24 protein-coding genes are annotated in these 25544 nt (G+C 68.1%); 5 read left to right on the top strand and 19 right to left on the bottom strand.

Translation table 11 applies throughout. The features are described 5' to 3' along the window. Both pdhA and acsA read right to left on the bottom strand, forming a co-directional pair. Window positions 1-1998 (bottom strand): pyruvate dehydrogenase (acetyl-transferring) E1 component subunit alpha, encoded by a 1998-nt coding sequence (gene pdhA, locus PHA8399_RS21790; protein WP_082649428.1) that lies wholly within the window; start codon window positions 1996-1998, stop codon window positions 1-3. Next, complete coding sequence (gene acsA / locus PHA8399_RS01965) at window positions 1995-3728, bottom strand: acetate--CoA ligase (protein WP_082649427.1); 1734 nt, start codon at window positions 3726-3728, stop codon at window positions 1995-1997. The genes pdhA and acsA overlap by 4 nt, the downstream gene beginning before the upstream one ends. Window positions 3729-3843: 115 nt before the next feature. Here acsA and PHA8399_RS01960 point away from each other — a divergent pair, with 115 nt between their 5' ends. Next, complete coding sequence (locus tag PHA8399_RS01960) at window positions 3844-5466, top strand: Na/Pi cotransporter family protein (protein ID WP_058284569.1); 1623 nt, start codon at window positions 3844-3846, stop codon at window positions 5464-5466. A gap of 158 nt (window positions 5467-5624) precedes the next feature. Continuing rightward, window positions 5625-6014 (top strand): c-type cytochrome, encoded by a 390-nt coding sequence (locus tag PHA8399_RS01955; protein ID WP_244270133.1) that lies wholly within the window; start codon window positions 5625-5627, stop codon window positions 6012-6014. Between the two features lie 17 nt (window positions 6015-6031). On the opposite strand, the gene PHA8399_RS22530 is transcribed toward PHA8399_RS01955, so the two are convergent. The 3 genes from PHA8399_RS22530 to PHA8399_RS01940 all read right to left on the bottom strand — a co-directional run bounded on the left by PHA8399_RS22530 (window position 6032) and on the right by PHA8399_RS01940 (window position 7202). Then, complete coding sequence (locus tag PHA8399_RS22530; protein ID WP_158509246.1) at window positions 6032-6178, bottom strand: hypothetical protein; 147 nt, start codon at window positions 6176-6178, stop codon at window positions 6032-6034. A gap of 116 nt (window positions 6179-6294) precedes the next feature. Further along, on the bottom strand, window positions 6295-6834 hold the full coding sequence (locus PHA8399_RS01945; RefSeq protein ID WP_058284536.1) for a DUF2953 domain-containing protein: 540 nt from the start codon (window positions 6832-6834) through the stop codon (window positions 6295-6297). Between the two features lie 2 nt (window positions 6835-6836). Further along, window positions 6837-7202, bottom strand: a complete 366-nt coding sequence (locus tag PHA8399_RS01940) for a GerW family sporulation protein (RefSeq protein ID WP_058284535.1) — start codon at window positions 7200-7202, stop codon at window positions 6837-6839. 138 nt (window positions 7203-7340) lie between these two features. On the opposite strand from PHA8399_RS01940, the gene ppsA reads away from it, so the two are divergent. Further along, window positions 7341-9722 (top strand): phosphoenolpyruvate synthase, encoded by a 2382-nt coding sequence (gene ppsA, locus PHA8399_RS01935; RefSeq protein ID WP_058284534.1) that lies wholly within the window; start codon window positions 7341-7343, stop codon window positions 9720-9722. Here ppsA and PHA8399_RS01930 read toward each other — a convergent pair. From PHA8399_RS01930 to PHA8399_RS22525, 13 genes are all read right to left on the bottom strand, one after another. Then, on the bottom strand, window positions 9719-10666 hold the full coding sequence (locus PHA8399_RS01930; protein ID WP_058284533.1) for a 1-phosphofructokinase family hexose kinase: 948 nt from the start codon (window positions 10664-10666) through the stop codon (window positions 9719-9721). The genes ppsA and PHA8399_RS01930 overlap by 4 nt on opposite strands. Window positions 10667-10718: 52 nt before the next feature. Then, window positions 10719-11090: a hypothetical protein gene (locus PHA8399_RS01925; RefSeq protein WP_058284532.1), complete on the bottom strand. Its 372-nt coding sequence runs from the start codon at window positions 11088-11090 to the stop codon at window positions 10719-10721. A gap of 24 nt (window positions 11091-11114) precedes the next feature. Further along, window positions 11115-11624 (bottom strand): hydrolase, encoded by a 510-nt coding sequence (locus tag PHA8399_RS01920; RefSeq protein ID WP_058284531.1) that lies wholly within the window; start codon window positions 11622-11624, stop codon window positions 11115-11117. Between the two features lie 89 nt (window positions 11625-11713). Continuing rightward, window positions 11714-12466, bottom strand: coding sequence for a hypothetical protein (locus tag PHA8399_RS01915; protein ID WP_058284530.1), 753 nt, complete (start codon window positions 12464-12466; stop codon window positions 11714-11716). Next, window positions 12456-14891 (bottom strand): Lon protease family protein, encoded by a 2436-nt coding sequence (locus PHA8399_RS01910; RefSeq protein WP_082649425.1) that lies wholly within the window; start codon window positions 14889-14891, stop codon window positions 12456-12458. The genes PHA8399_RS01915 and PHA8399_RS01910 overlap by 11 nt, the downstream gene beginning before the upstream one ends. A gap of 20 nt (window positions 14892-14911) precedes the next feature. Beyond that, window positions 14912-15892 carry a zinc-dependent alcohol dehydrogenase family protein gene (locus tag PHA8399_RS01905; RefSeq protein ID WP_058284528.1) on the bottom strand — a complete coding sequence of 327 codons (981 nt, stop codon included), beginning with the start codon at window positions 15890-15892 and terminating at the stop codon, window positions 14912-14914. Window positions 15893-15975: 83 nt separating this feature from the next. After that, on the bottom strand, window positions 15976-16698 hold the full coding sequence (locus tag PHA8399_RS01900) for a DUF5765 domain-containing protein (RefSeq protein ID WP_058284527.1): 723 nt from the start codon (window positions 16696-16698) through the stop codon (window positions 15976-15978). Window positions 16699-16701: 3 nt separating this feature from the next. Next, window positions 16702-17001, bottom strand: a complete 300-nt coding sequence (locus PHA8399_RS01895; protein ID WP_058284526.1) for a chaperone modulator CbpM — start codon at window positions 16999-17001, stop codon at window positions 16702-16704. Window positions 17002-17005: 4 nt separating this feature from the next. Beyond that, window positions 17006-17926, bottom strand: coding sequence for a DnaJ C-terminal domain-containing protein (locus PHA8399_RS01890; protein ID WP_058284525.1), 921 nt, complete (start codon window positions 17924-17926; stop codon window positions 17006-17008). A gap of 111 nt (window positions 17927-18037) precedes the next feature. Beyond that, window positions 18038-19285 carry a plasmid replication protein RepC gene (repC, locus tag PHA8399_RS01885; protein WP_244270132.1) on the bottom strand — a complete coding sequence of 416 codons (1248 nt, stop codon included), beginning with the start codon at window positions 19283-19285 and terminating at the stop codon, window positions 18038-18040. A 181-nt stretch (window positions 19286-19466) separates the two neighbouring features. Next, window positions 19467-20480, bottom strand: a complete 1014-nt coding sequence (gene repB, locus PHA8399_RS01880; RefSeq protein WP_058284523.1) for a plasmid partitioning protein RepB — start codon at window positions 20478-20480, stop codon at window positions 19467-19469. Beyond that, window positions 20477-21664, bottom strand: a complete 1188-nt coding sequence (gene repA, locus PHA8399_RS01875) for a plasmid partitioning protein RepA (protein WP_058284522.1) — start codon at window positions 21662-21664, stop codon at window positions 20477-20479. Before repA ends, repB begins: the two co-directional genes overlap by 4 nt. 246 nt (window positions 21665-21910) lie before the next feature. Next, window positions 21911-22072 (bottom strand): hypothetical protein, encoded by a 162-nt coding sequence (locus PHA8399_RS22525; RefSeq protein ID WP_158509245.1) that lies wholly within the window; start codon window positions 22070-22072, stop codon window positions 21911-21913. A 207-nt stretch (window positions 22073-22279) separates the two neighbouring features. On the opposite strand from PHA8399_RS22525, the gene PHA8399_RS01870 reads away from it, so the two are divergent. Together PHA8399_RS01870 and PHA8399_RS01865 are read left to right on the top strand one after the other, a co-directional pair. Next, window positions 22280-23515, top strand: coding sequence for a putative DNA modification/repair radical SAM protein (locus PHA8399_RS01870; RefSeq protein ID WP_058284521.1), 1236 nt, complete (start codon window positions 22280-22282; stop codon window positions 23513-23515). After that, the gene (locus PHA8399_RS01865; RefSeq protein ID WP_058284520.1) at window positions 23515-24990 is read left to right on the top strand and encodes a UdgX family uracil-DNA binding protein; all 1476 of its coding nucleotides are present in this window, start codon (window positions 23515-23517) and stop codon (window positions 24988-24990) included. Before PHA8399_RS01870 ends, PHA8399_RS01865 begins: the two co-directional genes overlap by 1 nt. Here PHA8399_RS01865 and PHA8399_RS01860 read toward each other — a convergent pair. Next, window positions 24987-25544, bottom strand: a 558-nt coding sequence (locus PHA8399_RS01860) for a mechanosensitive ion channel family protein (protein ID WP_145976958.1), incomplete at its 5' end; no start/stop codon positions are given. The two genes, PHA8399_RS01865 and PHA8399_RS01860, sit on opposite strands and share 4 nt — an antisense overlap.

The raw sequence follows: 25544 nt of genomic DNA, 5'->3' as shown, positions 1-25544 counted from the left end.
CTACGCCGCTCCCATCATCGCCCGCACCGCCGCCGCGATGGCCGCCCCCTGCGGGATCGCCGCATCCTCCAGATGCTTGGGATAGGGGATCGGCACCTCCGCCGAGCAAACCCGCCCGACCGGCGCGTCCAGCGTCCAGAACCCATGCTCCATGATCCGCGCCGAAATCTCCGCCGCCAGCGAGCCGGAGCGCCAGCCCTCGTCCACGATGACCGCGCGGCGGGTCTTTGCCACCGAGGCCAGGATCGCGGCGTCATCCAGCGGCCGCAGGCTGCGCAGGTCCAGAACCTCCGCCGAGATGCCCGCGCCCTGCAGCGCCTCCGCCGCCCCCAGCGTCTTGAACAGCGACCCGCCATAGGTGATCAGGCTGACATCGCTGCCGTCGCGGCGCACTGCCGCCTGCGCGATATCCACCGGCCCCGCCGTGCTGCTCAGCGCCGCCTCGCGGTTATAAAGCATCACGTTTTCAAAGATCAGCACCGGATCGGGATCGCACAGCGCCGTCCACAGCATCCCCCGCGCGTCCTCCACCGTGGCGGGCGCCAGCACCTTCAGCCCCGGGATATGCGCGTACCACCCTTCCAGGCTGTGCGAGTGCTGCGCCGCCAGCTGCTTGCCCGCGCCGGTGGCCATGCGGATCACCAGCGGCACCCCGAACTGGCCGCCGGACATGTGCCGCACGGTGGCCGCCGTGTTCAGGATCTGATCCAAGGCCAGCAGCGAGAAATTCACCGTCATCAGCTCCACCACCGGGCGCATCCCCGCCATCGCCGCGCCGATGCCGGCGCCGGTAAAGCCCGACTCCGACAGCGGCGTGTCGCGGATCCGGGCTTCGCCGAATTCCTCCATCAGCCCCATCGACACCGCATAGCAGCCGCCATAGGCGCCCACGTCCTCGCCCATCAGAAAAACCCGGTCGTCGCGCGTCATCGCGTCGCGCAGCGCCGCGCGCACCGCGTCCCGGTAGCTCACCACACTGGTTTCCCCGCCCGGCGCCGCCGGGGCAACCGGGCCGGGCTGCGGCCCCAGGACATGGCGCGTCAGGTCTTCCACCGGCTCCCACGATCCGTCCTCGGCAAACTGCACCGCCTCGGCAATCTCCGCCGTGATCTCCGCCTCGATCCCGTCCACCTCCTCCGCGTGGATCAGCCCGGCCTCCAGCAGCCAAGTGCGGAAGCGCACGATCGGGCCGCGCTTGCGCCAGTCCTCCACCTCCGTCTTGTCGCGGTAAAGCTGGGCGTCGAACATCGAATGCGCCCGGAACCGGTAGGTGCGGCATTCCAGGAACACCGGCTTGCCGTTCTCGCGGATCGCCGCCAGCGCCCGCCGCGCCGCGGTCTCGACCGCCACCACATCCATCCCGTCCACCACCTCGGCCGCCACCCCATAGGCCGCCGCCTTGGCGCTGATGTCGGTCTCGGACTCGCTGCGCCCCAGCGCCGTGCCCATGGCATAGCCGTTGTTCTCACAGACAAACAGCACCGGCAGCCCCCACAGGGCGGCCAGGTTCATCGCCTCGTGAAACTCGCCTTCGGCCACCGCCCCCTCGCCGAAGAAACAGGCGGTCACATGCGGGTCGCCGCGCATATGATCGGCCAGCGCCAGCCCCGCCGCCAAGGGCAGCCCGCCGCCGACAATCGCGTTGCCGCCATAGAAATTCGCCCCCGCATCATAAAGATGCATCGAGCCGCCGCGCCCGCCGGAGCAGCCCTCGGCCTTGCCGAACATCTCCGCCATCACCGCGTTCATCGAAACCCCGCGCACCAGCGCGTGCCCGTGCTCGCGGTAGGTGGCGACAACCCGGTCGCCCTCCGCCAGCAGCGGGATCACGCCTGCGGCAATCGCCTCCTCGCCATCGTAAAGGTGCAGAAAGCCGCGGATCTTCTCCTGGGTGTACAGCTCGGCGCAGGCGTCCTCGAACATGCGGACCCGCATCATCGCAGACAGCAGATCGCGCACATGGGTGCGGTCGAGGCGGATTTTCTCAGGGGTGCTCATGTCTCATCGCTCTCCAATGTCGAAATGTCGCCCTCCGGCAGCCCCAGCTCGCGCGCCTTCAGCAGCCGCCGCATGATCTTGCCGGAGCGGGTCTTGGGCAGGGTGTTGCGGAACAGGACGCTGCGCGGCGCCACCGCCGCCCCCAGCCGCTTGCGGGCATGGCCCCGCACCTCGCGCTCCAGTTCTTCGGAGGGCTCATAACCGGGGTTCAGCGTGATATAGGCCTTCACGATCTCGCCCGCGGTTGCATCCGGCACGCCGATCACCGCCGCCTCGGCCACGCCCGGATGCTCGATCAGCGCGCTTTCCACCTCAAACGGGCCGATCAGATGGCCGGAGGTCTTGATCAGGTCGTCCTTGCGCCCGACGAACCAGTAATAGCCGTCCGCGTCCCGGGTGGCCAAATCGCCCGACAGGTACCAGCCCCCGGCAAAGCATTTGGCGAACCGTTCCTCCTCATGCAGGTAGCCCCGCATCACCGACGGCCAGTCCGGGCGCAGCGCCAGTTCGCCGGTCTCCCCTGCCCCGCATTCGGTTAGCCCGCCGCTGTCTTCCCTCAGGATGGCCGCAACGATGCCCGGCAGCGGCTTCCCCATCGAGCCGGGCTTCACCTCCATGCCGGGCAGGTTGGCAATCATGATGCCGCCGGTTTCGGTCTGCCACCAGTTGTCATGGAACGGCTGCGGAAACACCTTGCCGCTCCATTCCACCGCCTCGGGGTTCAGCGGCTCGCCGACGCTGGCGAGGAAGGTCAGCGACGAGAAATCGAACGCCGCCGCCGCGTCCGCGCCCGCCCGCATCATCAAGCGGATGGCGGTGGGGGCGGAATACCAGATCTCAACCCGCTCGCGCCCGATGATGCCGTACCAGCGTTCCAGGTCGAACTCGGCCTCGTCCACGATCATCGTCACCCGGTTCACCAGCGGCGCGATGATGCCGTAGGAGGTGCCGGTGACCCAGCCAGGGTCTGCTGTGCACCAATAGACCGCGCCCGGCTCCAGCCCCAGGGCGATGCGCCCCGAATAGGCGTGATAGACCACCGCCCCATGCACATGCACCACGCCCTTGGGCTTGCCGGTGGTGCCGGAGGTGAAATGCACCAGCGCCGGATCCTCGGCCCCCGTGCGCACTGTTTCGAACTGGTTCCCTGCCCGCTCCAGCGCCGGTTCCAGCGCCACGCAGCCCTCCGGCGCCTCGCCGCCGGTGACCAGCACCAGCTTCAGGGACGGCAGCTGATCGCGGAACGGCGCGATCTTGCGCCGGTACAGCGCCGCGGTGGTGACCAGCACCCGCGCCTCCCCGATTTCCAGCCGGGTGCGGATCGGTTCCGGCCCGAAGGCCGCAAACAGCGGCGTATAGACCATCCCCGCCTTCAGTGTTCCGATGGCGCAGGCATACAGCTCCGGCACCCGCCCCATCAGGGAAAAAACACTATCGCCCCGCTGCAGCCCGTGCTGCCGCAGGAGGCTGGCAAATCTCGACGACACTGCCGCCAGCTCCGCATAGCTCAGCTCGCGGCGGCTGCCGTCCTTTCCCAGCCAGCGGATCGCCGTCTGCGCGCCATAGCCCGCGGCCACGTGACGGTCCGCGGCTTCATGCGCAATGTTCAGACCGCCATCCAGCCCGCTGACCAGTTTCTCGGTCCCGGCCCACCGGCTGCCCTCGCCGCCCGCGGCAAACACCCCGCCGGCGCGCGGCGCCTCCTCCCCTGTCTTGCGGTCATCCTGCATGGCATCCTCCCGGCCCCATGTTCCCCCGGCAGCGGGCGCGCCGCTATAACCCGCATCAATCGGGCGGCAGGCGCCGGATTTGCTGAGCCGCCGCAATTCTGGCACTCTGGTGCAGATGTACTGGGATGTGTTGCCGGCGCTTGGCGGCATCGGCCTCTTTCTGATCGGAATGCTGCTGCTGACCGGCGGTCTCAAGACACTTGCCGGAGCCCGCCTGCGCAGCATTCTGGGCCGCTTCACCTCCACCCCCGCCACCGGCGCCGCAACCGGCGCGGTGACCACCGCGGCGATCCAGTCCTCCAGCGCCACCACCGTCGCCGCCGTCGGCTTTGTCGCCGCCGGGCTGCTGACCTTTCCGCAGGCGCTGGGGATCATCTTCGGCGCCAACATCGGCACCACGATGACCGGCTGGCTGGTCGCCATCCTGGGCTTCAAGCTCGACCTCGGCCAGGCGATGCTGCCGGTGGTCCTGCTGGGCGCCCTGCTCGCCCTCTCCGGCCGCCGCAAGGTCTCGCATCTCGGCCAGGCGCTGGCCGGCTTCAGCCTGATCTTCATCGGCATCGAACAGATGAAATCCGGCCTCGACGCCTTTCAGGGCATCGTCACCCCCGCCGATTTCCCCCCCGACAGCTGGGCGGGCCGCCTGAAACTGGTGGCCCTCGGCGTGCTGATCACCCTGGTCACCCAGTCGTCGAGCGCGGGCGTCGCCACCGCCCTGGCCGCGCTCAGCGCCGGGGCGGTGAATTTCCCGCAGGCGGCGGCGCTGGTCATCGGGATGGATGTCGGCACCACCTTCACGGCGGTTCTGGCGACGCTGGGCGGCGGCACCATGGCCCGGCGCACCGGCGTTGCGCATGTGGTCTACAACCTGATGACCGGCGCCATGGCGTTCTTCCTGCTCGGCCCCTTTGCCGCCGCGGTGGCGTATTGGCACGGGGCCGCACAGCCGCTGACAGCCCTGGTCGCGTTTCACAGCCTCTTCAACCTCCTGGGCGTGATCCTGATCCTGCCCTTCGCGCGCCCCTTCGCGCGGCTGATCGAGGTTCTGATCCCGGACCGCGGCGCGGCGCTGACGCAATCGCTGGACCACCTGATCCTGCAGGATCCGGCCGCCGCCACCGCCGCCGCCAAGGCAACCGTTGACCGTCTTGCCAAGGCGGCCGTTCACTATCTCCGGTCCCTCACCGGCAGCGCTGCCGCGGGCGCCAGCAGCGCCCGGCACGACCGCCTCGCCGCCGCCGTTTCCGACACCCGCGCCTATCTCGACAGGATTGAGCTGCCCGCAAGCACCAGTCCTGAGTTTGGCGAAATCAAGGGCATGTACCACATCCTCGACCATCTGGACCGGCTGCTCTACCGCTGCACCCAGACCGAACGGATCAGCGAGCTGCCAAGGGACCGGCGGCTGCGGCGGCTGGCGCGGGTGCTGGCCCTGGCCACCGCCGGGTTCGAGGACGTCACCCGCCCCGAGCACTGCGAAACCACCCTGAACCGGCTCCGCCGCCTGATGCGGGCGCAGCAAAGAACGCAGCGCGACCGGCTGATTTCCGAGGCCGCAGACGGCACCCTGCCGGACGACATCGCCTGGACGCGGCTCGATGCGGTGCGCTGGCTGCACAGGGTGTCCTATCACCTGTGGCGCATGCGGGTGCATCTGAACCTGCTGGACAGCAATGCAGCCGCGGACCTCGGCACCGCCCGCGGCGACGAGGTGCGGCTGGATGCAGGCCTGGACTGAGACCCGCACCGAGGCCCGCACCGGCCCGCCGCCTGGCGGCGGCGCAGGAACTTGAGGCAGATTAAAGCCGCGCCCCGGCGCCGCCCGCTATACTCACCCCAGCAACGGGGGCAGCCACGGGGCGGCAGAGAAGGAGAAAAGCAGTGTTCTTTCGCGCGATGATCTTGATATGTGCAGCCGCTGGCGCCGCCAGCGCGCAGGAGCCGGACCCGCAGGACGGGCGGGATCTGTACCGGACCTATTGCTGGCAGTGCCATGGCCGCGACGCCACCGGAAACGGCCCGATGGCAGAGATGCTGGCCATCGAAACACCAGACCTCACCCGGCTCGCGGCCCGCAACGGCGGCACCTTCCCGCTGGCGGCCGTCGCCCGCCAGGTCGATGGCCGCGCGCCGGTGCTCGCCCACGGCGGCGAGATGCCGCTGTTCGGCCCCGTTCTGGACTCCGACCAGCAGGTCGCGCTGGCCTTGCCCAGCGGCCAGCCGATGATGACCGGCCTGCCGCTGGCAAATCTCATCACCTATCTGCAGTCGGTGCAGACCGAATAACCCCTAGGCGCCCGGCTTCACTGGCCCTGCGGCATCCGCGCCAGCCGGGCCAGCGTCCTGGCGATAGCCTGCGGAAAGCTCTCCTCGATTTCCGCGGCAGAATAGCTTTTGCCGTCAATACCGGCTCCCGTCACCGCGCCGCGGTGGAAAACCAGGATCAGCACGGGCCGCTTCTCGCCGCTGTAAACCGCCGCCGCGCTGCTATGACAGGCCCCGCGAACCCGGCACACCGCCGCAAAGGCCCGCGGCCCGGCGCGGACCGGCGGGTCGACCACCCAGCTCACCGGACCGGCCCGAAGGCGTCCCAGCCGAACCGCACCGCCGGAACGATCAGCGCCGCCGGAACGACCGTGACGTCCAGTTCGGCCCGGCCAGACAGCTCAGCCCGGTCAAAGACCGGCTGCACGGCGACCTGCAGCCTCCGGGCAGGCAGGGTTCCGTACACCAGCGGCGCCAGCATCCCATAAAGCTGGCCGGTCTCCGCCGGATCACCCAGGCCGAATTTCGCATCAAGGACCAGCGCGCGGATACGGATGCGGCGCAGCACCGCCGCCGCCAGCCGCCCCGCCGCAGGGACAAGCCTGCGCGGATCGTACCGCCGCTTGCGGCCCGGTTTCTGCGCTGTTTCAGGCGGTTTCCGCCTGCCGGAGAGCCTGATCCGCGGGCCAATCCCGCCAAACGGACGCAGCGCCGCCGAAAACGCCAGCTCTGCCTCCTTGCGCAGCACCAGCTCGATCCGCAGCGGCAAGACCAGCACCAGAACGGTCAGGCCCAGCAGCGCCGCCAGCAGCACGGCCAAGGCTGCGCCAAGGCCCGCCACGGTCAGCCTTGCCCCTTCCCGCCCTTCGCCCCGGCCGTCTGCGCCGCCGTCTCGATGGCCTTTCCGGCGGCATCGCCCAGCACCGCCGCCAGCGCTGTCATCGCGCCTTGCACCGATTCAACCCGCGCCCCGCGCTGGTCGATGATGATGGCCCCCAGCGGCTTGATGCCGCCGCCCGCCCCGGTGCCCGCGCCTTCACCGGTCTTGGTATCCGCGCCGCCGCCGGCCCCGAAGCCAAACCCGTAGCTGACAATCGGAATAACCGTCGCGTCCCCCTTTTCGATCGGGTCTCCCAAAACATTCTTGGCATTCAGCAAGCGGTCCAGTTCCTCCACCGTGCCTTTCAGCAGCCGTTCGACGTTTTCCATCCCGCAGACCTTTCATACTGGCAACATTCAACGGGGCGACCTTATCAGCCGGTCAGACCGCGCGGATTGAGCGGCATCAATCGGCCCGCCCGGATTCATGGCATTATGGACCGGCCCGCCCAGGACCGGAGACCGCAGATGCCCCATTCCGCCCCGCCCGTGATCAGCTTCGACAAGGTGAACCGCGCCGATACCGGCCTGGTTGGCGGCAAGAACGCCTCTCTGGGGGAGATGATCCAGGCGCTCGGCGCCAAGGGCATTCGCGTCCCGCCGGGGTTCGCCACCACCGCCGCGGCCTACCGCGGGTACCTGTCCGCCAATAAGCTCGAAGCCCGGATCCGCCAGCAGCTCGGCGCGCTGGCCGCCGGGCGCACGGACCTGCCCAGGGCGGGCAAGGCGATCCGCTCGCTGATCCTGGCCGGAGACTGGCCCGCCCGCACCGCGCAGGCGATCCTCGCTCAATACCGCAGCCTCGGCGCCGCCGCCGGACAGCCGGACCTGCCCGTCGCGGTGCGCTCCAGCGCCACCGCCGAGGATCTGCCGGAGGCCAGTTTCGCGGGCCAGCAGGAGACCTTCCTGAACGTGCGCGGCGGACAGGCGCTGCTGGAGGCCTGCCGCAAATGCTATGCCTCGCTGTTCACCGACCGGGCGATCTCCTACCGCCAGATCCACGGCTTCGATCACATGAAGGTGGCGCTGTCGGTGGGGGTGCAGCAGATGGTGCGCGCCGGCACCGGCGGCGCCGGGGTCATGTTCTCAATCGACACCGAATCCGGCTTTCCCGATGCGGTCCTGATCAACGCCGCCTGGGGCCTCGGCGAAAACGTGGTGCAGGGCGCCGTGGACCCGGACGAATACCAGGTCTTCAAGCCGTTTCTCGGCACCCCCGGCCTGACCCCGATCCTGGAAAAGCGGCTGGGCGCCAAGGCCGTCAAGATGATCCTGGACCGCGACGGCAGCCCGCGCAACGTGCCCGCCTCCAAGGCCGAGCGGGCGCAATACGTGCTCAGCGACGCGGAAATCCTGACCCTCGCCCGCCAGGCCAAGGTGATCGAGGACCACTACGGCTGCCCGATGGACATGGAATGGGCCCGCGACGGTGCCGGCGGTCCGATCTTCATCGTGCAGGCCCGCCCCGAAACCGTCCAGTCGCGCGCCGCCCCCGGCACCCTGCGCTCCTATGCGGTGACGGACCCGGGGCGGGTGCTGCTGACCGGGCTCAGCGTCGGCAGCGGCGCGGTCGCGGGCCGGGTGTCGATCATCGAAAGCGCCGATGACATCGCCCGCTTCGTCGAAGGCTCGGTGCTGGTGACCGGCACCACCGACCCGGACTGGGTGCCGGTGATGAAACGCGCCGCCGCCATCGTGACAGACCACGGCGGCCGCACCTCCCACGCCGCCATCATCAGCCGCGAGCTGGGTCTGCCCGCCATCGTCGGCTGCGGCAACGCCACCGAGGTGCTGCACGACGAGCAGGACGTGACCGTCTCCTGCGCCGGCGGCGAACAGGGCGTGGTGACCGAGGGGCTGTCGCAGATCGCCGTCACCGAGGAGTCGCTGGCCGGCCTGCCCCGCCCCAGGACCCAAATCATGCTCAACCTCGCCAACCCCGGCGCCGCGCTGCGCTGGTGGCGGCTGCCGGTGGACGGTGTTGGCCTCGCGCGGATGGAATTCGTGATCAGCAACACCGTGCGCGTGCACCCAATGGCGCTGGCCCGCTTCGATCAGGTGCAGGACCCGGACACCCGCGCCGCCATCGAGGCGCTGACCGCAGGCTACGACCCCAGAACCGAATACTTCACCGACCGCCTCGCCCGCGGCCTGTCGCGGATCGCCGCCTTCTGCCACCCCAAGCCGGTGATCATCCGGATGAGCGATTTCAAAACCAACGAATACGCCGACCTCTTGGGCGGGCAAGCCTTTGAACCGGCCGAGGAAAACCCGATGATCGGCTTCCGCGGCGCCTCCCGCTACTACTCCGACCAATACCGCGACGGCTTTGCGCTGGAATGCCAAGCGATTGCCCGGCTGCGCGGCGAGATGGGGTTCAAGAACGTGATCGTGATGATCCCCTTCTGCCGCACGCCGGAAGAAGCCGACAAGGTGCTGGCGGTGATGGCAGAGCACGGCCTGAAACGCGGCCAGGACGGGCTGCAGGTCTACGTGATGTGCGAAATCCCCTCCAACGTCCTGCGCGCGGCGGAGTTTGCCGAACGCTTCGACGGCTTCTCCATCGGCTCCAACGACCTGACCCAGCTGACACTCGGCATCGACCGCGACTCCGATGCGCTGGCGGAGCTGTTCCGCGAGGACGACCCGGCGGTGCTGTGGATGATCGAGCGGGTGATCCGCGAGGCGCATAAGGCAGGGTCCAAGGTCGGCTTCTGCGGCCAGGCCCCCAGCAACAACCCGGACTATGCCCGCCGTCTGGTGGAATTCGGCATCGACAGCATCTCGGTCACCCCCGACAGCTTCGTGCAGGTCCTGCGCAACGCCGCCAGGGCCGAGGACGCAGGCTAGACCGCCTGAACCTCGCACTGCGGCAGCAGCGCCTCCACCGCGCCGCGCTCAAACAGCGCGGTGCCCTCGGTGCCGACCGTGGCGCTGGCCGCGGCAACGCCCCAGCGCAGCGCCTGATCCAGCGCCGCGCCGCGCGACAGCGCCAGCGTCAGCGCGCCGGTAAAGGCATCCCCTGCCCCGATCTTGCTCTGCACCGCGACATGGGGCGCACGGCAGAAAAACCGATGCTCCCCGGTGGCCAGAACCGAGCCTTCGGCACCGCGCCCGCCCACGACGATCTGCGCCACCCCGCGCGCAATCAGCTCTTGCGCAAACGCCAGGCTGTCCGCAACCGACGCCAGCGGATGCCCCGCCGCCTGCTCCGCCTCCCGCTGGTCCAGCCGCAGCACATGCACCGGCTGGCGCGGCGATGCCAGCAGATGCGCCAGCGCCGCCTTGGAGGTATCGACCACCAGCTTGCCCGTGCGCGGCACAATCGCCGTCAGCACCTGCTGCGGGAAATTATCGGCCAGCCCCGGCGTCACGCCGCCGCTCAGCACCACATAGCCCCCCCGCGGCGCCGCCTGCGCAATCGCGCTCAAGAGCCGGGCGCCATCTTCCGCCGTCATCGTCTCGCCCGGAACGCTGAAGCGGTATTGCTCGCCGGTGGTCTCATCACTCACCGCAAAGCTCTGGCGGGTTTCGCCGGGCACATGGACCGCCAGCGCCAGCACGTCCTCCGCCACCAGCAGCTGCAACAGCTGCTCGCCCATGGCGCCGCCGACGGCGACCAGCGCCGTCACCTCGCCGCCCAGCCTGCGGATCGCGCGGGCCGCGTTCACCCCGCCGCCGCCGGGATCCACCCGCGGCGCCTTGCAATAGAGCTTGGGACCCGCCACCACCCTCTCAATCGAGGTCGCCAGATCGACCGCCGGGTTCAGTGTGATCGTCAGAATCCGGGACATCCGCTTCCCCTCTCCGCTGCCAGGCCGGGCCGCCAACCGGGGCCGCGCATGGTCACTCCGTCTTCAGGATCATCGCCAGCCGCAGCACCGCCGCCAGGATCGCCTGGGCCAGCACCGGCGACTGGCCGACGCCAATGGCCGCATCATTGTCGCGGGCGTCGTTCTCCCGCAAGGTGCAATGCCAGCGCCCGTGCTTGCCATAGGCGCGGCCGCGGATATGCACGTCCCAATCCGGAAAGGCATCGTCGGCGACATGCATCGCCCCGTCCGCGGTGCTGATCCGCTGCGCGGCGTGCTCATCGTCCGGCACCGCATCCGGCAGCAGAAACGCCAGCGCATGCAGCACGCCGTCAAAATCCGCCAGAGTGAGATCCGGCTGGCTTTCCAGCCGGCCGATCAGGATTTCCAGTTCCGGGTCTTGCATAACCACCTCCCGTAGCGTGACGCGTTAAAGGACTTCGGCAACGCCGATGACAAAATTCTTGCCATAGGCCCGGGCGCATTTCGGGCAGGTCGTATAGAACATAAAGATCCGCCCCGCGGTCTTGCCGTCCGCTTCGGCGGCAACCTCCATGTCATGCATCCAGTCCCTGGCCCGCCGGTACGGGCCTTCGAACACCCGGGTGATGAAGTCGCCGGTGATCTCCTTCATTTCTTCGCCGGGCACCCGGCCGGTCACCGCAAAGAAATGCTCCGCTTCCGCCTGCGACAGATCCCGGCTGAGGACCAGATAGCCCTCGGGGTCCTGCGCGCCGGCGTCGTCGATATGCTTCTGCACCCGTGCAAAGACCGTTCCCATGTTGAGCGGAATATGCAGCAGGCTGCGCGTTTTCGCCCGCACAAACGGTTTCTTCTCGAAATGCAGATGGCGGCCGTCCCACCCCTGCGGCTTGAACCTGGGGCAGCAGCCGGTGGTGTTGTCGCTCATGTCCATCTTTGGCAGGCAATTGGTCTCCATGGCTCTCCCCTCCCGGTGTCCCGTGCCGCCGCCAGTCTAGGCCCGCTGCGGCGCGCCGAAATGATTTGCATCAATCCCCCGCCGCGCCCTCAGCCGCCGCTGCGCAGGACCAGCGGGCAGCGCGCCGCCTCCTGGATGCGGGCCGGCGGCGGCAGCCCCGCCAGCGGCGCCGCCACAATCACCGCAACCGGGCTCATATGCTCCAGCTGCCGCAGCAGCACTTCCGGTTGCGCGCACAGCCGGGTTTCCGCCACATCGCCCGGCGGCCCGGCAGGCGCGGCGGCGGGCGCTGCGGCGGGGCCGGTCTGCGCCGCCGCAGCGCAGGCCACCAGCGCCACCAGCGGCTTGCGGGCGCTGCGCGCCAGCCGCAGCGCAAAGCCCGGCACCGCCTGCCCTTCCGCCAGGATCACGGCAATGCAGCCCGCCGCGGGCAGGATCGGCTTGAACCCGGAGATCAGGATGTCGCCCGCCGCCGCACAGCGGCGCAGCTCCTCCTGCAGATGGCCCTCCGCCTCGCTGAACGAGCTGACCAGCGCCGCCGCCTTGGCCCGCCGCGCCAGCAGCCCCTCGAACCGCCGGGCATCCGCCTGGAACGCTTTGGCCAGCGCGCCCGCGGTCAGCCCAGTCTGCCGCTGCCCGGAATAGGTGACCACCCGCGAATACGCATACCCCGCGGCCAGAAGCGCCGTCTCGCGGACGAAGACCCCGTGCAGCTCCGCCCCCGTCTGGCGCGCCAGATCCAGCGCCAGCGCCAGCGCCGCCTCCGCATCCGGATAGCAGCTGGCGCCCAGGATCACCCTCAGTCGCCCCCCCTGCCCTGCGTTTTCCGCCTCATTGCGCATCGCCGCCAGCCTCCTTTGCAAAGGACTTGCGGATGTCGGCAAAGGCTTGCAGCCGGTCCTCCACCCGCCGGTTCAGGCTGCCCTCCGGATAGGTTCCGTCCGCGCCCCGCACGCCCGCCTCCAGCCCGGTCAGCACCGTCAGCCCGTCGGTCACGCTGGTCATCGGAAAGATCCGGAACCGGCCCGCCTCCACAGCATCGACCACCCGCTGGCGCAGGGTCAGGTTGCGCACATTCGCGGCCGGGATCAGAACCCCCTGGCGGCCGGTCAGGCCGCGGCCGTCGCAGACATCAAAGAAGCCCTCGACCTTCTGGTTCACCCCGCCGATCGCCTGAATATCGCCAAACTGGTTGACCGACCCGGTAATCGCAAAGGACTGGTCCAGCGGCACCTCCGCCAGCGACGACAGCAGCGCAATCAGCTCCGCCGCCGAGGCGCTGTCGCCCTCCACCCCGCCATAGCTCTGCTCGAACACCAGGCTGGCCCACAGCGACAGCGGCGCGCGGGTGGCATAGGTGGCCGCCAGATAGCCCTGCAGGATCAGCATCCCCTTGGAATGGATCGGCCCGCCCAGTTCGGTCTCCCGCTCGATGTCCACCAGCTTGCCGGTGCCCGGCCGGGTCCGCGCCGTCAGCCGCGACGGCTTGCCGAAACTGTAATCACCGATCTGCAAGACCGACATGGCGTTGATCTGGCCGATGCGGGCGCCGTCCGTGTCGATCATCACCGTGCCCTGCTGGATCGTCTCCAGCCCCAGTTCACGCACCCGCCCGGCCCGGCGCTCCTTCTCCGCCACCGCCCGTTCGATATGCTGCGGCCCGATATGCGCGCTGCCGCCGCTCCCGGCCCAGAACTCCGCCTCCCGCAGCAGATCCGACAAGCGGCTGAAGTTCAGCGTCAGCCGCCCGGCATCGCCGGTCAGGCGCATGCTTTCCCGCATCACGCTTTCAACCGCAGGCTGATCCAGGGGCCGGGTCCCGGCCCGCCGCGCCAGCCGCGCAATCAGCTCCGCATAGCCCTCAACCGCGCCGCTCTCCTCCAGCCGCAGGTGATCGTCGAAATCGGCCTCCAGCTTGAACAGCTGCAGGAAATCCGGGTCCAGCGCCGACAACAGGTAGTAATGCAGCCGCTCCCCGATCAGCACCACCCGCACGCTGAGGGGCACCGGATCCGGCTCCAGCGACACCGTCGACACCAGGCTCAGCCGCTCGCCCGGCGAATAGATCGAGATCTCCCCGGTCCGCAAACAGCGCTTCAGCGCGTCCCAGGCCAGCGGCTCGCTCAGCACCTGGCGCACGTCCAGCACCAGATAGCCGCCGTTGGCCCGGTGCAGCGCCCCCGGCTTGATCATGGTGAAATTAGTGACCAGCGCCCCCATCTCCGAGGCATATTCGATGCGCCCGATCAGGTTGGCCATCGTCGGCAGCTCTTCCTTGACCACCGGCGCGCCAGAGCAGCCGCTGCCGTTGGAGACCATCACATTGACCCGGTAGCGCTGGAACTGCGGCTCCTTGAACCGCTTGCTGGTCGCCACCGGAAACGGGCCGGCGGAGTCTTCGCTGTCACCCATCAGGAACAGCTCGGCGTTTTCCACCAGATCGTTGCGCACCGCCTTCAGATAGGTCTGCACCTCCGGCTCGGCGGCATAGGCGTCCTGCACCTCGCGGATCGCCTCATCCACCCCGCGCGCGGCCAGCTGATAGTTCAGCTGCTCCACCTGCCGCCGGTGCGCCTTCTCCTGCTTGGGCACCGATTTCAGCACGTCCGAGATCCGCTGCTGCACGCTCTCGATCGCCTCTTCCAGTGCGTCGCGCTCCTCGTCGGTCAGCGCCTCGAACTCCTCCTGCGTCAGCACATTGCCGTCGCGATGCCCGGCAAAGCTGAACCCCACCGGCGTGCGCAGAATGGCGACATTCCGGGCGCGGGCATCGTCAAAAATCTCCGACATCTCGCGCTCATGCTCCGCCGAGAAATCCTCCTCGATGGTCCGCCGCCGGGTCTGGTAGTCCTCCGAGTCAAACAGCGCCGGGATCTGGTTCGCCAGGTCATCGACCAGCGTTTCCATCATCTTGCGCAGGCGGCTGGCCGATCCGGGCGGCAGCTGGATGGCCACCGGCTTGTGCGGCATTTCGAAGTTGTTGACATAAACCCAGTCGCAAGCGACCGGCCTGTCCTTCGCGATCCCGTCAAGGATCGACTGGGCAATCGCGTGGCGGCCGCTGCCGGGCTGGCCCAGAACAAAGACATGGAAATCCTCATGGGGGACCATGGCGCTCATCCGGATGGCATCCACCGCCCGGTCCTGCCCCAGCCACTCCTGCGCCCCGTCCAGCTCATCCGTCAGCGTGAACCGCAGCTTTGCGGATGGCAGCGCAGGCCGCAGCTCCGCCGCCGTCAAAGGGTCCGGTCGGTGATGTCCAGCCATTGCAGTCTCCTTTTCCGGGATCAGGGCACCAGCACCGCGGCCCCCTTCAGCCGCCCCTGCCGCATGTCCTCCAGCGCCTGATTGGCCTCCTCCAGCGCATAGGCGCGGTGCTCCGTGACGACGCCCGCCCCGGCGGCCAGCGGCAGGAACTCCTCGCCGTCCTGCCGGGTCAGATTGGCAACCGACAGAATGTGCCGCTCGCCCCACAGATCGGCATAGGGAAAGGCGGGAATATCGCTCATGTGGATGCCGCCGCAGACCACCCGTCCGCCCTTGCGCACGGCCTTCAGAGCGGCCGGCACCAGGCTGCCCGCGGGCGCAAACAGGATCGCCGCATCCAGCAGCTCCGGCGGCGTTTCATCGGAGCCGCCCGCCCAGGCCGCGCCCAGGCTGCGGGCAAAATCCTGCGCGTCGGTGTCGCCCGGTTTCGTTAGCGCAAACACCTTGCGGCCCTGCCAGACCGCCAGCTGCGTCAGGATATGCGCCGCGGCGCCAAAACCGTAGAGGCCGATGGTGCGGCCCGCCCCCGCCATGCGGTAGCTGCGATAACCGATCAGCCCGGCGCACAGCAGCGGCGCCAGCGCAACCGGATCGCCGCCGCCCAGTGGAAACACATAGCGCGCATCCGCCACGCAGGCCTCGGCAAAGCCGCCGTTGCGGGTATAGCCGGTGAACTCCGGCGCATCGCACAGGTTTTCCTGACCCTCCCGGCAATAGCGGCAATGGCCACAGGTGGCCCCCAGCCAAGGCACCCCCACCCGCTGGCCAATCTCCAGCCCTTCGGTCCCCGCGCCCAGGGCCGCGATACGGCCAACGATCTCATGCCCCAGGATCAGGGGCACCTTCGGTTCGGTTAAATCACCGTCAAAGATATGCAGATCGGTGCGGCACACGCCGCAGGCCTCCACCCGGATCAGCACCTCTCCCGGTCCGGGCTCCGGCTCGGCAACTTCCTCCAGCCGCAGCGGCTCATGTGCCATATGGAAAACCATTGCACGCATTCTGCGTCTCCCCGCGGCCAGCATACCCCAGCCGCGGCCGGGGCGCAGTGATCAGGATCAACACGTCAGGCCCCTCCCCTCGGTCACACCCGCACGCCCCACCAGCTGCGCGTGGAGACGGCACCGCGCACCCAAGGGCTCAGCCCGATGCACAGGATGACGATGGAAAACAGGCACCAGACGGCGGGCATTTCATTGGGGTTGCTGGTCAGCATCCAGGCCAGCGCCGGCCCGGTGGCCGCATGCACGATCACAAACCGCCACGCCCCATAGGCCAGCGGCATCAGGAATACCGCCGCCATGTAAGCCGGAAAGCCGGACTGCACCCCCAGCGCCCGGTCCACCGGCACCAGCAGCCCGTTATAGGGCACATTCCAGGCGATATGCCAATTCCCGGACACCGTGCACAGCACCTCGGCGCACAACGGCGCCCCCGGCGCGCATGTCCCGAGGGCGGGCAGCGGCACCAGCTGCAGCAGCATGACCCCCGCCGCCGCGCAGCTCAGGGCCAGCACCCAAACCCGGCAGCGCCGCCGCACGGCAGCGGGCACCAGCTCCAGAACAAAGGCATTGATTACAATGGGTTGAAAGGCGATATGCAGATAAGACAGCAGCGTGGTGCCCTTGTTTGCGGCTGAACTGCACTCATCGGCGGTCAGGTATCCCGCGATCTGCAGCACCTCCATCACCGTGAAGTATCCCAGCGCCCCCCAGACCGCCAAGGACCGGCCCCGCCGCCAGCAGACCCCCGCCGCCACCGCTCCGGCAGCCGCCATCACGGCAGAGGCTTCCAGGCTCCAGCACATCTGCTAACCGTCGTCGAGGACGGCCAGCCGCCGCAGCATCTCTTCCCGCTCCGCCAGCAGATCCAGCACCAGCGCCACCCCGGCGGCATTGACCCCCAGGTCCTGGTTCAACCGCCGCGCCTTCTTAGCGCGGGCGATGCTTACACTGTGGAACTGCCAGCTCTGGATCGTGGCCCCCTCGGGTTCCAGCACCCCATGTTCGACCAGTTCAATGACCCAGTTCCTGTCAGCATGGCAAAACCGGCACAGCTCCTCCAGCGACAGGCTGACGACAACTGCCGTTTGTACGGTTGCAGGTTTCATACGTCTATCCTCCGATACCGGCGCGCGGGTTGAACGGCACCTCCCGGGCCATCTGCTCAAAGACCCTGCGCGCCTCTTCCGTTGCCACCTTGGGGTTCACGATCCTCAGCGTGGCATAGATGTCCCCCGGCGGCGTGCCCGGCAGTCCCTTGCCCTTCAGCCGCAGCTTCTGGCCGCTGCGGGCGTTTGCAGGCACGGTCAGCGCAACCTTGCCATCCGGTGTGGGCATCATCACCTTGCCGCCCAACGCCGCCTCCCAGGGGGCCACGGGCAGGTCCAGATACAGGTCCCTGCCATCCGCCCGGTACACCGGATGCGGGGCGAAGCTGACCTCCAGAAACAGATCCCCCGCCCCCCCTCCGCCCAGCGGCGCCAGGCCCTGTCCCGGCAGCCGGATGTGCTGGCCCTCAAGGATCCCTTTCGGGACATGCACCGTAATGCTGCGGTCCTGCAGATGCACCGACCCGTCCGCCGCCGCCTGCGGCACCCGCAGCGTCAGAACCCGGGTTGCCCCGCGAAAAGCGTCCTCGATGTCCAACTGCAGGCGGGCGTGCTGATCAGCGCTGGAGCCGCCAAACGGCTGCCCGCGGCGCCGGAACAGGGATTCGAAGAAGTCGCTGAAGGCTTCCGTACTCTCCGGGCCGCCGCCGGTGAATTCGAAACCGCCTTCCCAGCCGGGCGGCGGGCGGAAGCCGTCGTGGGATCCTGGACCGGGTTTGCCCAGCTGGTCATAGGCGGCGCGGCGTTCGGGGTCCTTGAGCACCTCGTAAGCTTCGTTCACATCCTTGAACATCGCCTCGGCTTCGGGGCTGGTGTTGATGTCCGGGTGGTACTTCCGCGCCAGTTTGCGGAAGGCGCGCTTGATGTCGCTGGATTCGGCATCCGGTGCGATGCCGAGGATTTTGTAGTAGTCCCTGTATTCCATGCCACCGCTCTCCCCGCGCCGTTGCGAGCGCAGTGTGCCATGACGCAAGCGGCTGCGGGTTGATCCGGATCATAGCGGCCGGGGCCGCGGCGGGGAGTTCACAGCTGTGAACTATGCGGCCGCCTCGCGGCGGGTGAGGGCCAGGACCATGGGCGCGCTGGTGAAGCGTCCCGACACCGCCTTGGCGCTGAGATGCCGGAGGTAGCCGCCGGGGGAGCGGATCTCCGAAAACCGCTCCAGCATGGCGGCAACCACGGTTGCGGCTTCTGCCGTGCCCATGGCGGTTTTAGCGTCTTCCCAGACCGCCGTGGAAATTCCCATCATCGGGCGCACGGTATCGGCGGCGCGCAACAGGTCGTTCCAGTGGCGGATGGCGCCATCGGCGTAACCGCGGATCTCGCCGCAGGCAGAAAGGACCAGACGCAAGGGGAGGCTGGGGCCGCTGGGGGCAGGGGCCTCTGGCACCGGTCCCGGCGTTTCACATGTCACGGGCCTGTCTGCTGCTGGTTTCTCAGCATAACTGTTTTCGTCTTTCGATTCCGTAGCCTCAGCGGGCGCTGCCGTAACGGTCTGTTCAGATTCAAATAAGTCTTTCTTTGAATTCTGATAGTGGTGCTCAATTTGGGCGTCACTGGTGCCCGATTTTTCTGCAAAGGCAGGCTCTAACAGGTGTTTCGTCTCAGCCAGGGCGGCTGCAAGACGGGCTTGCAGGGCTTCCAGATCGTCCGCGCCGAGCTTGCGGCGGAGGTCGCGGGCGGTCAGGTGGGCGAGGTCGTGGAACTGGTCCCAGACGGTCAGCTCAGGCCGGTCCGCAGCGCCGCAGAGGGCGAGGTTCAGGAGGTCGCGGCGCATCAGGCTGACGGTTTCGCGCAGCTGCTTGATGCGGGCCTCCTCAGCGCGCCGCGCCGCTGCCGCGTCCGAGAATTCGGCAAAGCGGAAGGCGAGGGGGGAGAGGTCGAAACCATAGGCCACGCGCTCCCCCTGGTAGCGGCGCACGTAGCGTTTGCCGTTGGGGCTGTCGCGGCGGATCAGGATGCCTGCATCCACAAGCTTGGCCATGTGGCGGCGCATGGTGGAGCTGGGCATGCCGTTCAGCCGCTCGCAGATCGCGCGGTTCGATGGATGCACCACGGTCACGCCGGGCTGCGGACTGATCTCCTTGCCGGGCAGGAAGCCGAGCAGCGCCTGCAGCACCGAGAGGTCGCGGTCGCTGAGGCCGTAGGATTTCCGTGCGGCGGCCAGGTCGCGCAGCGCGTCCCATTTGCTGACGTCAGATTGCAAAGGGGCGTGGCCTGAGGCGGCCTGCTGGTGCTTCAGCAGGACAGCATCCACCGTTCGCCCAAAAGGCGTGAGGGGCATATATCCCATGTCATCATCACGAAAGACAAAAAAACAGCGGCCCGCGAATCGCTTTGGACTTGCGGTTATCGGCTCCGGCCACTAACTTGAAGGTGCTAGAAACAAGTTGGTCTCGTGGAGCGTCGTCTTTGCGGGGCCTTCTTTTTTGCCTGCTCTGTGCCTCCTAAGTTATTGTTATCTATTATTCTTCGCCGCGCGACTGCCAGCGCGCGTGAAGCTCTTCTATGACGTTCTGCGCCTCGGCTTCCAGCCAGTCGGCAAAGCCGCCGCCGGGAAGTTCCAGGCTGAGGCCCTTGGCGGTGCGGCGCAGGGTGGCGCTGCGGCGGCCATCGACGGTGAGCGGCTGGGTGAGGGTGCGGGCCTTCTTTGCAGCCGGTTTGGCGGCAGGGGCGGGGGCCACGGCGCTGAAAACCGCCTCAAACGCCATCACAGACGGGTCGCCGGGCGCGGCGTCCGAGCCTTCGGTCACCGCGTCCACGGTAAAACGGGTGTATTCCTTTTCGGCGATGCGGATCAGCGCGTCTCGGTCGGCGCCGGTTTCCTCAATTGCCTTGGCCAGCGCGTCCCAGCGGGGGCGGCCGATGCCCTGAGCCGGGCCGATGGCGCGGATCAGATCGGGGCCGATGGCCTCGGCAATGGCGATGGCCATGGAGACGGAGGATTTGGTGACGGTCAGCACCTCGGCGACCTGCGACTGGTTGCCAAAGCCGTTTTCGACCAGCTCCTGCGCAAACAGCGCCTTTTCGATGAAGGAGAGGTCGCGCCGGGCCATGTTTTCCGAAATCTGGGCGCGCACGGCGGCATCATCGTCCAGGCTGGCGACCAGGGCGCGGACCTTGGTGACCTTGTCGGAGGCGCGGATCGCCTCCAGCCGGCGGCGGCCGTAGACCAAGAGGTAGCGGTCGGCCTCAGTGGGGTGGCGGCGCACCAGGATCGGCACGGTCTGGCCGTTCGCCTCTATCGCGTCGCGCAGGTCGATCACGTCTGCCGGGTCGAGCCGGTCGTTGATCCGCGTGTCCTCGATCTGATGCGGTTCCAGATCCCAGACCCGGTGCGAATCCACCGCGTCGCGGGCGGAGCGCAGGGCGCGGTTGCTGGACATCATCGAGGCCGCCGGGGCAGGGGCGGCCACCGGCGCCCCGGCGGCGGCCAGGCTGTCGAGCATCGAAAGGCGGGATTTCTTGCTGCTGGTCATGAGCGCCCCCAGGTTTCCTGAATGAGCTGGCTGATTTCGTCGTTGACCGCGTTCAGGCTTTCGACCGCGCGGTCATAGGTGGAACGGGTGAAGGCGCTGCGTTCGACCTCGTAAAGGGTCTGTTTCGTGAGGCCCGCGTCGGAAATCGCGGTGGATTTCAGCATCGGCGCGTTCAGCACCTTGTCGCCGTACATGGTGCGCAGGAAGGCAACGATGCGGTTCTGCGGCGCGTCCGACGGCTCGTAGCGGGTCAGCAGGTAGCGCATCCAGTCGTGGCTCATGTCGGCGCCGCTTTGCGCGATCACGTCCATCAGGTCGGCGGTCATGCGTAGGAATTGCGACATCGACATCACGTCGAGCATTTCCGGGTGGATGGTGACCAGCACGCCGGTGGCGGCGGACAGTGCGGACATGGTGAGGAAGCCGAGCTGCGGCGGGCAGTCGATCACCACCACGTCATAGTCGGAATCGACCTGTGCCAGAGCCTCTTTCACCCGGAAGAAGAACAATCCGGCGCTGCCCTGCGCGAGGGCGCGGGGGGTGTCGTGCTCGAACTCCATCAGTTCGAGGTTGCCGGGGATGAGGTCGAGATTCGGGATATAGGTCTTGCGGATCACCGAGGAGATCGGCGCCGGGTCGTCATAGCGGATGGCGTCATAGAGCGTGCCGCCGTCCTTGAGGTCGAACTCCGGCTGGACGCCGTGCAGGGCGGTCAGCGACGCCTGCGGGTCGAGGTCGATGGCCAGCACCCGGTAGCCCTTGAGCGCCAGGCGCTGTGCGAGATGGGCGGAGGTGGTGGTTTTGCCGGAGCCGCCCTTGAAGTTCATCACGCCGATGATCTGCATATGGTCATTTTCGCGCCGCCCGGGCAGGTAGTCGCCGGGCTTGCGGGCGGTTTTCTCCAGCAGATGGCGCAGGGCCTGGATGTCCTCGGCGGAATACTGGCGGCGGTTGCCGGCGGTCAGCTCGGGCGAGGGGCCCTTGCCGTCCAGATGCAGCTTGCGCAGGTAGGAATCATTGACCCCGAGCAGGGCCGCGGCCTCGCCGGAGGTGAATTTGCGCATGGTCTTGGAGGCGTTCGGGGGGAACAGGCTTTCGCGCTGCGCGTGCAGCTGGGCCGCAATCCATTCGGAATGCTGGCGGATCACCGCATTGAGATCCTCAGGTGTGTATGTATGATCCATCTGCCCTTGTGCCTGCCATCTGCGCCGCTCTGCCTTTTACCCGTGTCTTTGCCGTCTGGCGTGTTCACGGAAATTGGCGTTTACCGCCTCTTTTCCGTGACTATTGGCCAAAGAGCGGGATTCGTGCAAGCGTTTTCTATAGTTGGCAGGTTCAGGGGATCACGCGGCAGGGGCCGGGCGCCGGGCCGCGAACCGGGTTTGCGGCGGCGCCCAGGGCTGGAAACGGTGCCGCGCGGGGCGGCGGAGTTAGTCCTCGTCTTTGTCCTTGTCGCTGGATTCGGACGTTTCGGACTTCGGATCGGTATGGTCCGGGTCGCCTTTTTCACCGGGCCGGTTCTTCAGCGGGTGGTGCTGTTCCGACCCCTTCAGACCTTCGATCACATCGTGTTTGGGCTGCTGCTTGGTCATGGGATCCTCCTTGTGACTGGCCGGCCGCGGGGCTGCCGCGGGACGGTTTGGCAGCCGCGCAGGCGGCACAGACTCAACGCGGGGCGGCGGCAATGGTTCCCCGCGGCGGCCCCGGCTGTGCGGCGCCGGTATCGGTTTCCGGCGGATTTCCGGTCAGGGCAGGGGGGCGGGCTTGCCAATCCGGAAGGGAGAACATTATAAGAACATATGTCCAAGATGAGTGTTCGAGACAAGCTCGCGATTCTGAGCGATGCGGCCAAATACGACGCCTCCTGCGCCTCCTCAGGGTCCAGCAAGCGCGACTCGCGCGATGGCAAGGGGCTGGGGTCGAACACCGGCGCGGGGATCTGCCATGCCTATGCGCCAGACGGGCGCTGCATCAGCCTGCTGAAGATCCTGATGACCAATTTCTGCATCTATGACTGCGCCTATTGCATCAACCGGGTGTCGTCGAACGTGCCGCGGGCGCGGTTCACCCCGGATGAGGTGGTCAAGCTGACGGTGGAGTTCTACCGGCGCAATTATATCGAGGGGCTGTTCCTGTCGTCGGGCATCATCCGCTCGCCCGATGCGACGATGTCGGACATGGTGCAGATCGCGCGCAAGCTGCGGGAGGAGGAAAACTTCCGCGGCTATATCCACCTGAAGACGATCCCCGACGCGGCGCCGGAACTGATTGCCGAGGCCGGGCGGCTGGCGGACCGGCTGTCGATCAATGTGGAGCTGCCGACCGATGCCTCGGTGCGCCAGCACGCGCCGGAGAAGAAACCGGAGCAGATCCGCAAGGCGATGGCCGATGTGCGGCTGCGCGGCGAGGCCGCCAAGGACCGCAGCCACACCGGCAAGCGGCCGCCGCGGTTTGCGCCCGCCGGGCAGTCGACGCAGGTGATCGTGGGGGCCGATGGCTCCAGCGATGCGGTGATCCTGGGGCAGTCCACCCGGCTTTATGGCAGCTACGGGCTGCGCAGGGTTTATTATTCGGCGTTTTCGCCGATCCCCGATGCCTCGGCCCGGCTGCCGCTGGTCAGCCCGCCGCTGGTGCGCGAGCACCGGCTGTATCAGGCGGACTGGCTGCTGCGGTTTTACGGTTTTGGCCTGGAAGAGATCACCAGTGCGGCGCCGGACGGCAACCTGGATCTGGAGATCGACCCCAAGCTGGCCTGGGCGCTGGCGCACCGGGGGCTGTTTCCGCTGGATGTGAACCGGGCCAGCCGCGAGGAGCTGCTGCGGGTGCCGGGGTTCGGGGTCAGGACTGTGAACCGGATCCTCAGCACCCGGCGGCACCGCGCCCTGCGGTATGAGGATCTGCAGCGGATGGGGGCGCTGCTGAAGAAGGCGCGGCCCTTCATCACCGCCGTTGGCTGGACGCCGGGGGCGCTGGCGGACACCGCGGATCTGCGGTCGCGCTTTGCGCCGCCGCCCGAGCAGCTGAGCCTGTTCTGATGCAGGTTGTGAGCCTGCCCTCCATCGGCACCGCGGCCGCCTGGCGGGAGGCCGCGCGCGGCTATCTGAGCGCCGGGGAGCCGCCGGAGGATTTGCGCTGGCACTGCGGCGCGCCAGGGGAGGCGGGGCTGTTCGACACGGCCGCAGCGCCGCCCGCGCCTGCGCGGTCCGTTGCGGTGCCGCGCAGTTTCGTGAACCTGGCGGAAAGTGTCTCCTGGCATTCGGATCCGGCGCGGTTTGACCGGCTGTATGCATTCTTGTGGCGGCTGAAGGACGCGCCGCAGCTGATGAGCGACCGGGGCGATGCGCAGCTTGCGCATCTGCGGCGCATGGAAAAGTCGGTGCACCGCTGCCAGCACAAGATGAAGGCCTTTGTCCGGTTCCGCGAAACCGGCAGCCCGGAGGCGGCGCGGCGCAGCTTTGCCGCCTGGTTCGAGCCGGAGCACCGCACGGTTGAGCCGACGGCGCCGTTTTTTGCCCGCCGGTTCGGGGACATGGACTGGCGCATCCTGACGCCGGATGTCTGCGCGGTGTTCGAGGGCGGCGTGCTGCGGTTTGAGCCGGGCGCGCCCAAGCCCGGCCTGCCGGAGGATGCGAGCGAGGCGCTGTGGCTGACCTATTTCCGCAACATCTTTAACCCGGCGCGGCTGAAGGTGAAGGCGATGCAGTCGGAGATGCCGAAGAAATACTGGCGCAACATGCCGGAGGCGGCAGCGATACCGGAACTGATCGCCACGGCGCCTGCCCGGGCGCGGGCGATGGCGGAGGCGGCGCCGACGCTGCCGCCCGCCCGCACCGCGCGGGTGCAGGCGGCGGCAGAACAGGCCGCAGCGGAGCATTGGGCCGGGCCGCAGGACGGTCTGGCAGCGGCGCTGGCGGGCTGCACCCGCTGCCCGCTGCATTGCGCCGCCACCCAGGCGGTGCCGGGCGAAGGCCCGCAGGATGCCGCGCTGATGCTGGTGGGCGAGCAGCCGGGCGACCGCGAGGATCTGACCGGGCGGCCCTTCGTTGGTCCTGCCGGGCAGCTGCTGGATGCGGTTGCCGCCGAGGCCGGAGTGGCGCGGGAGGCGGTGTATCTGACCAATGCAGTGAAGCATTTCAAGTTCCGCCCCCAGGGCCGCCGCCGCCTGCATCAGCGCCCGGATGCGGGCGAGGTGCAGCGCTGCCGGTGGTGGCTGGATGCCGAAGTTAAACTGGTGCAGCCGCGGCTGATCGTGGCGATGGGGGCGACGGCGGCGCTGGCGCTGACCGGCAGCGGCGGCAGCCTGATGGCGCGGCGCGGCACGGTGGAGAGTGGCCGCCAGGGGGTGCCGGTGCTGCTGACGCTGCACCCGGCGCATATCCTGCGCACGCCGGACCCCGCCGCCCAGGCCCGCCTGCGCGGGTTGCTGCGCAGCGACCTGGCGGCGGCGCGGGCGCGCGCCGGGCTGGCGCTTCCGGCAGCTCAGGCAGGGCAGGCGGGGCAGGTGGCTTAGGCCGCCTCGGCCGGGCGGACCTCGGGGAAGATGTCGATACCGCGTTCCTCGGCAATCCGGTTGCCGGCCGCAATGATCATCTCGCGGGCCTTGCAGGCGGCATCCCAGGAGGTGTTCGGATCGGCGCAGGGCAGGGCGAACCAGACGTCCTTGCCGAACACATCCTGCCCGGCCACCCGGACCTTGGCATCATCGGGATCGCCCAGCTCGTCTTTGTCCAGTTCGCTCACGATATCGTCAAACGCCTCGCGCAGCGCGTCCACATCGGCGTTATGGGCGCATTTCAGCTTGATGATGCGCAGCATCTTCGGCTCTTTCATCGTCCAGTTCTCAAACGGGGTGGAGATGAATTCCTCCACCGGCACGATGAGCCGGGTGCCGTCCCAGTCGCGCAGCTGCACATAGGTGAAGTTGATCCGCTCCACATGGCAGAGGTAGTCATTATAGACGATCCGGTCGCCGATCTTGGCGGACTGATTGAGCGCGATTTGCAGCGAGGCGATGATATTGCCCAGCACCCGGCGGGCGGCGAAGCCCAGAATCAGCGTCAGCGC

The sequence above is a fragment of the Leisingera aquaemixtae genome (assembly GCF_001458395.1).
Lineage (GTDB): Bacteria > Pseudomonadota > Alphaproteobacteria > Rhodobacterales > Rhodobacteraceae > Leisingera > Leisingera aquaemixtae.
The sequence above is the reverse complement of the archived record's forward strand: the minus strand, read 5'-3'. Positions and strand labels throughout refer to the sequence as shown.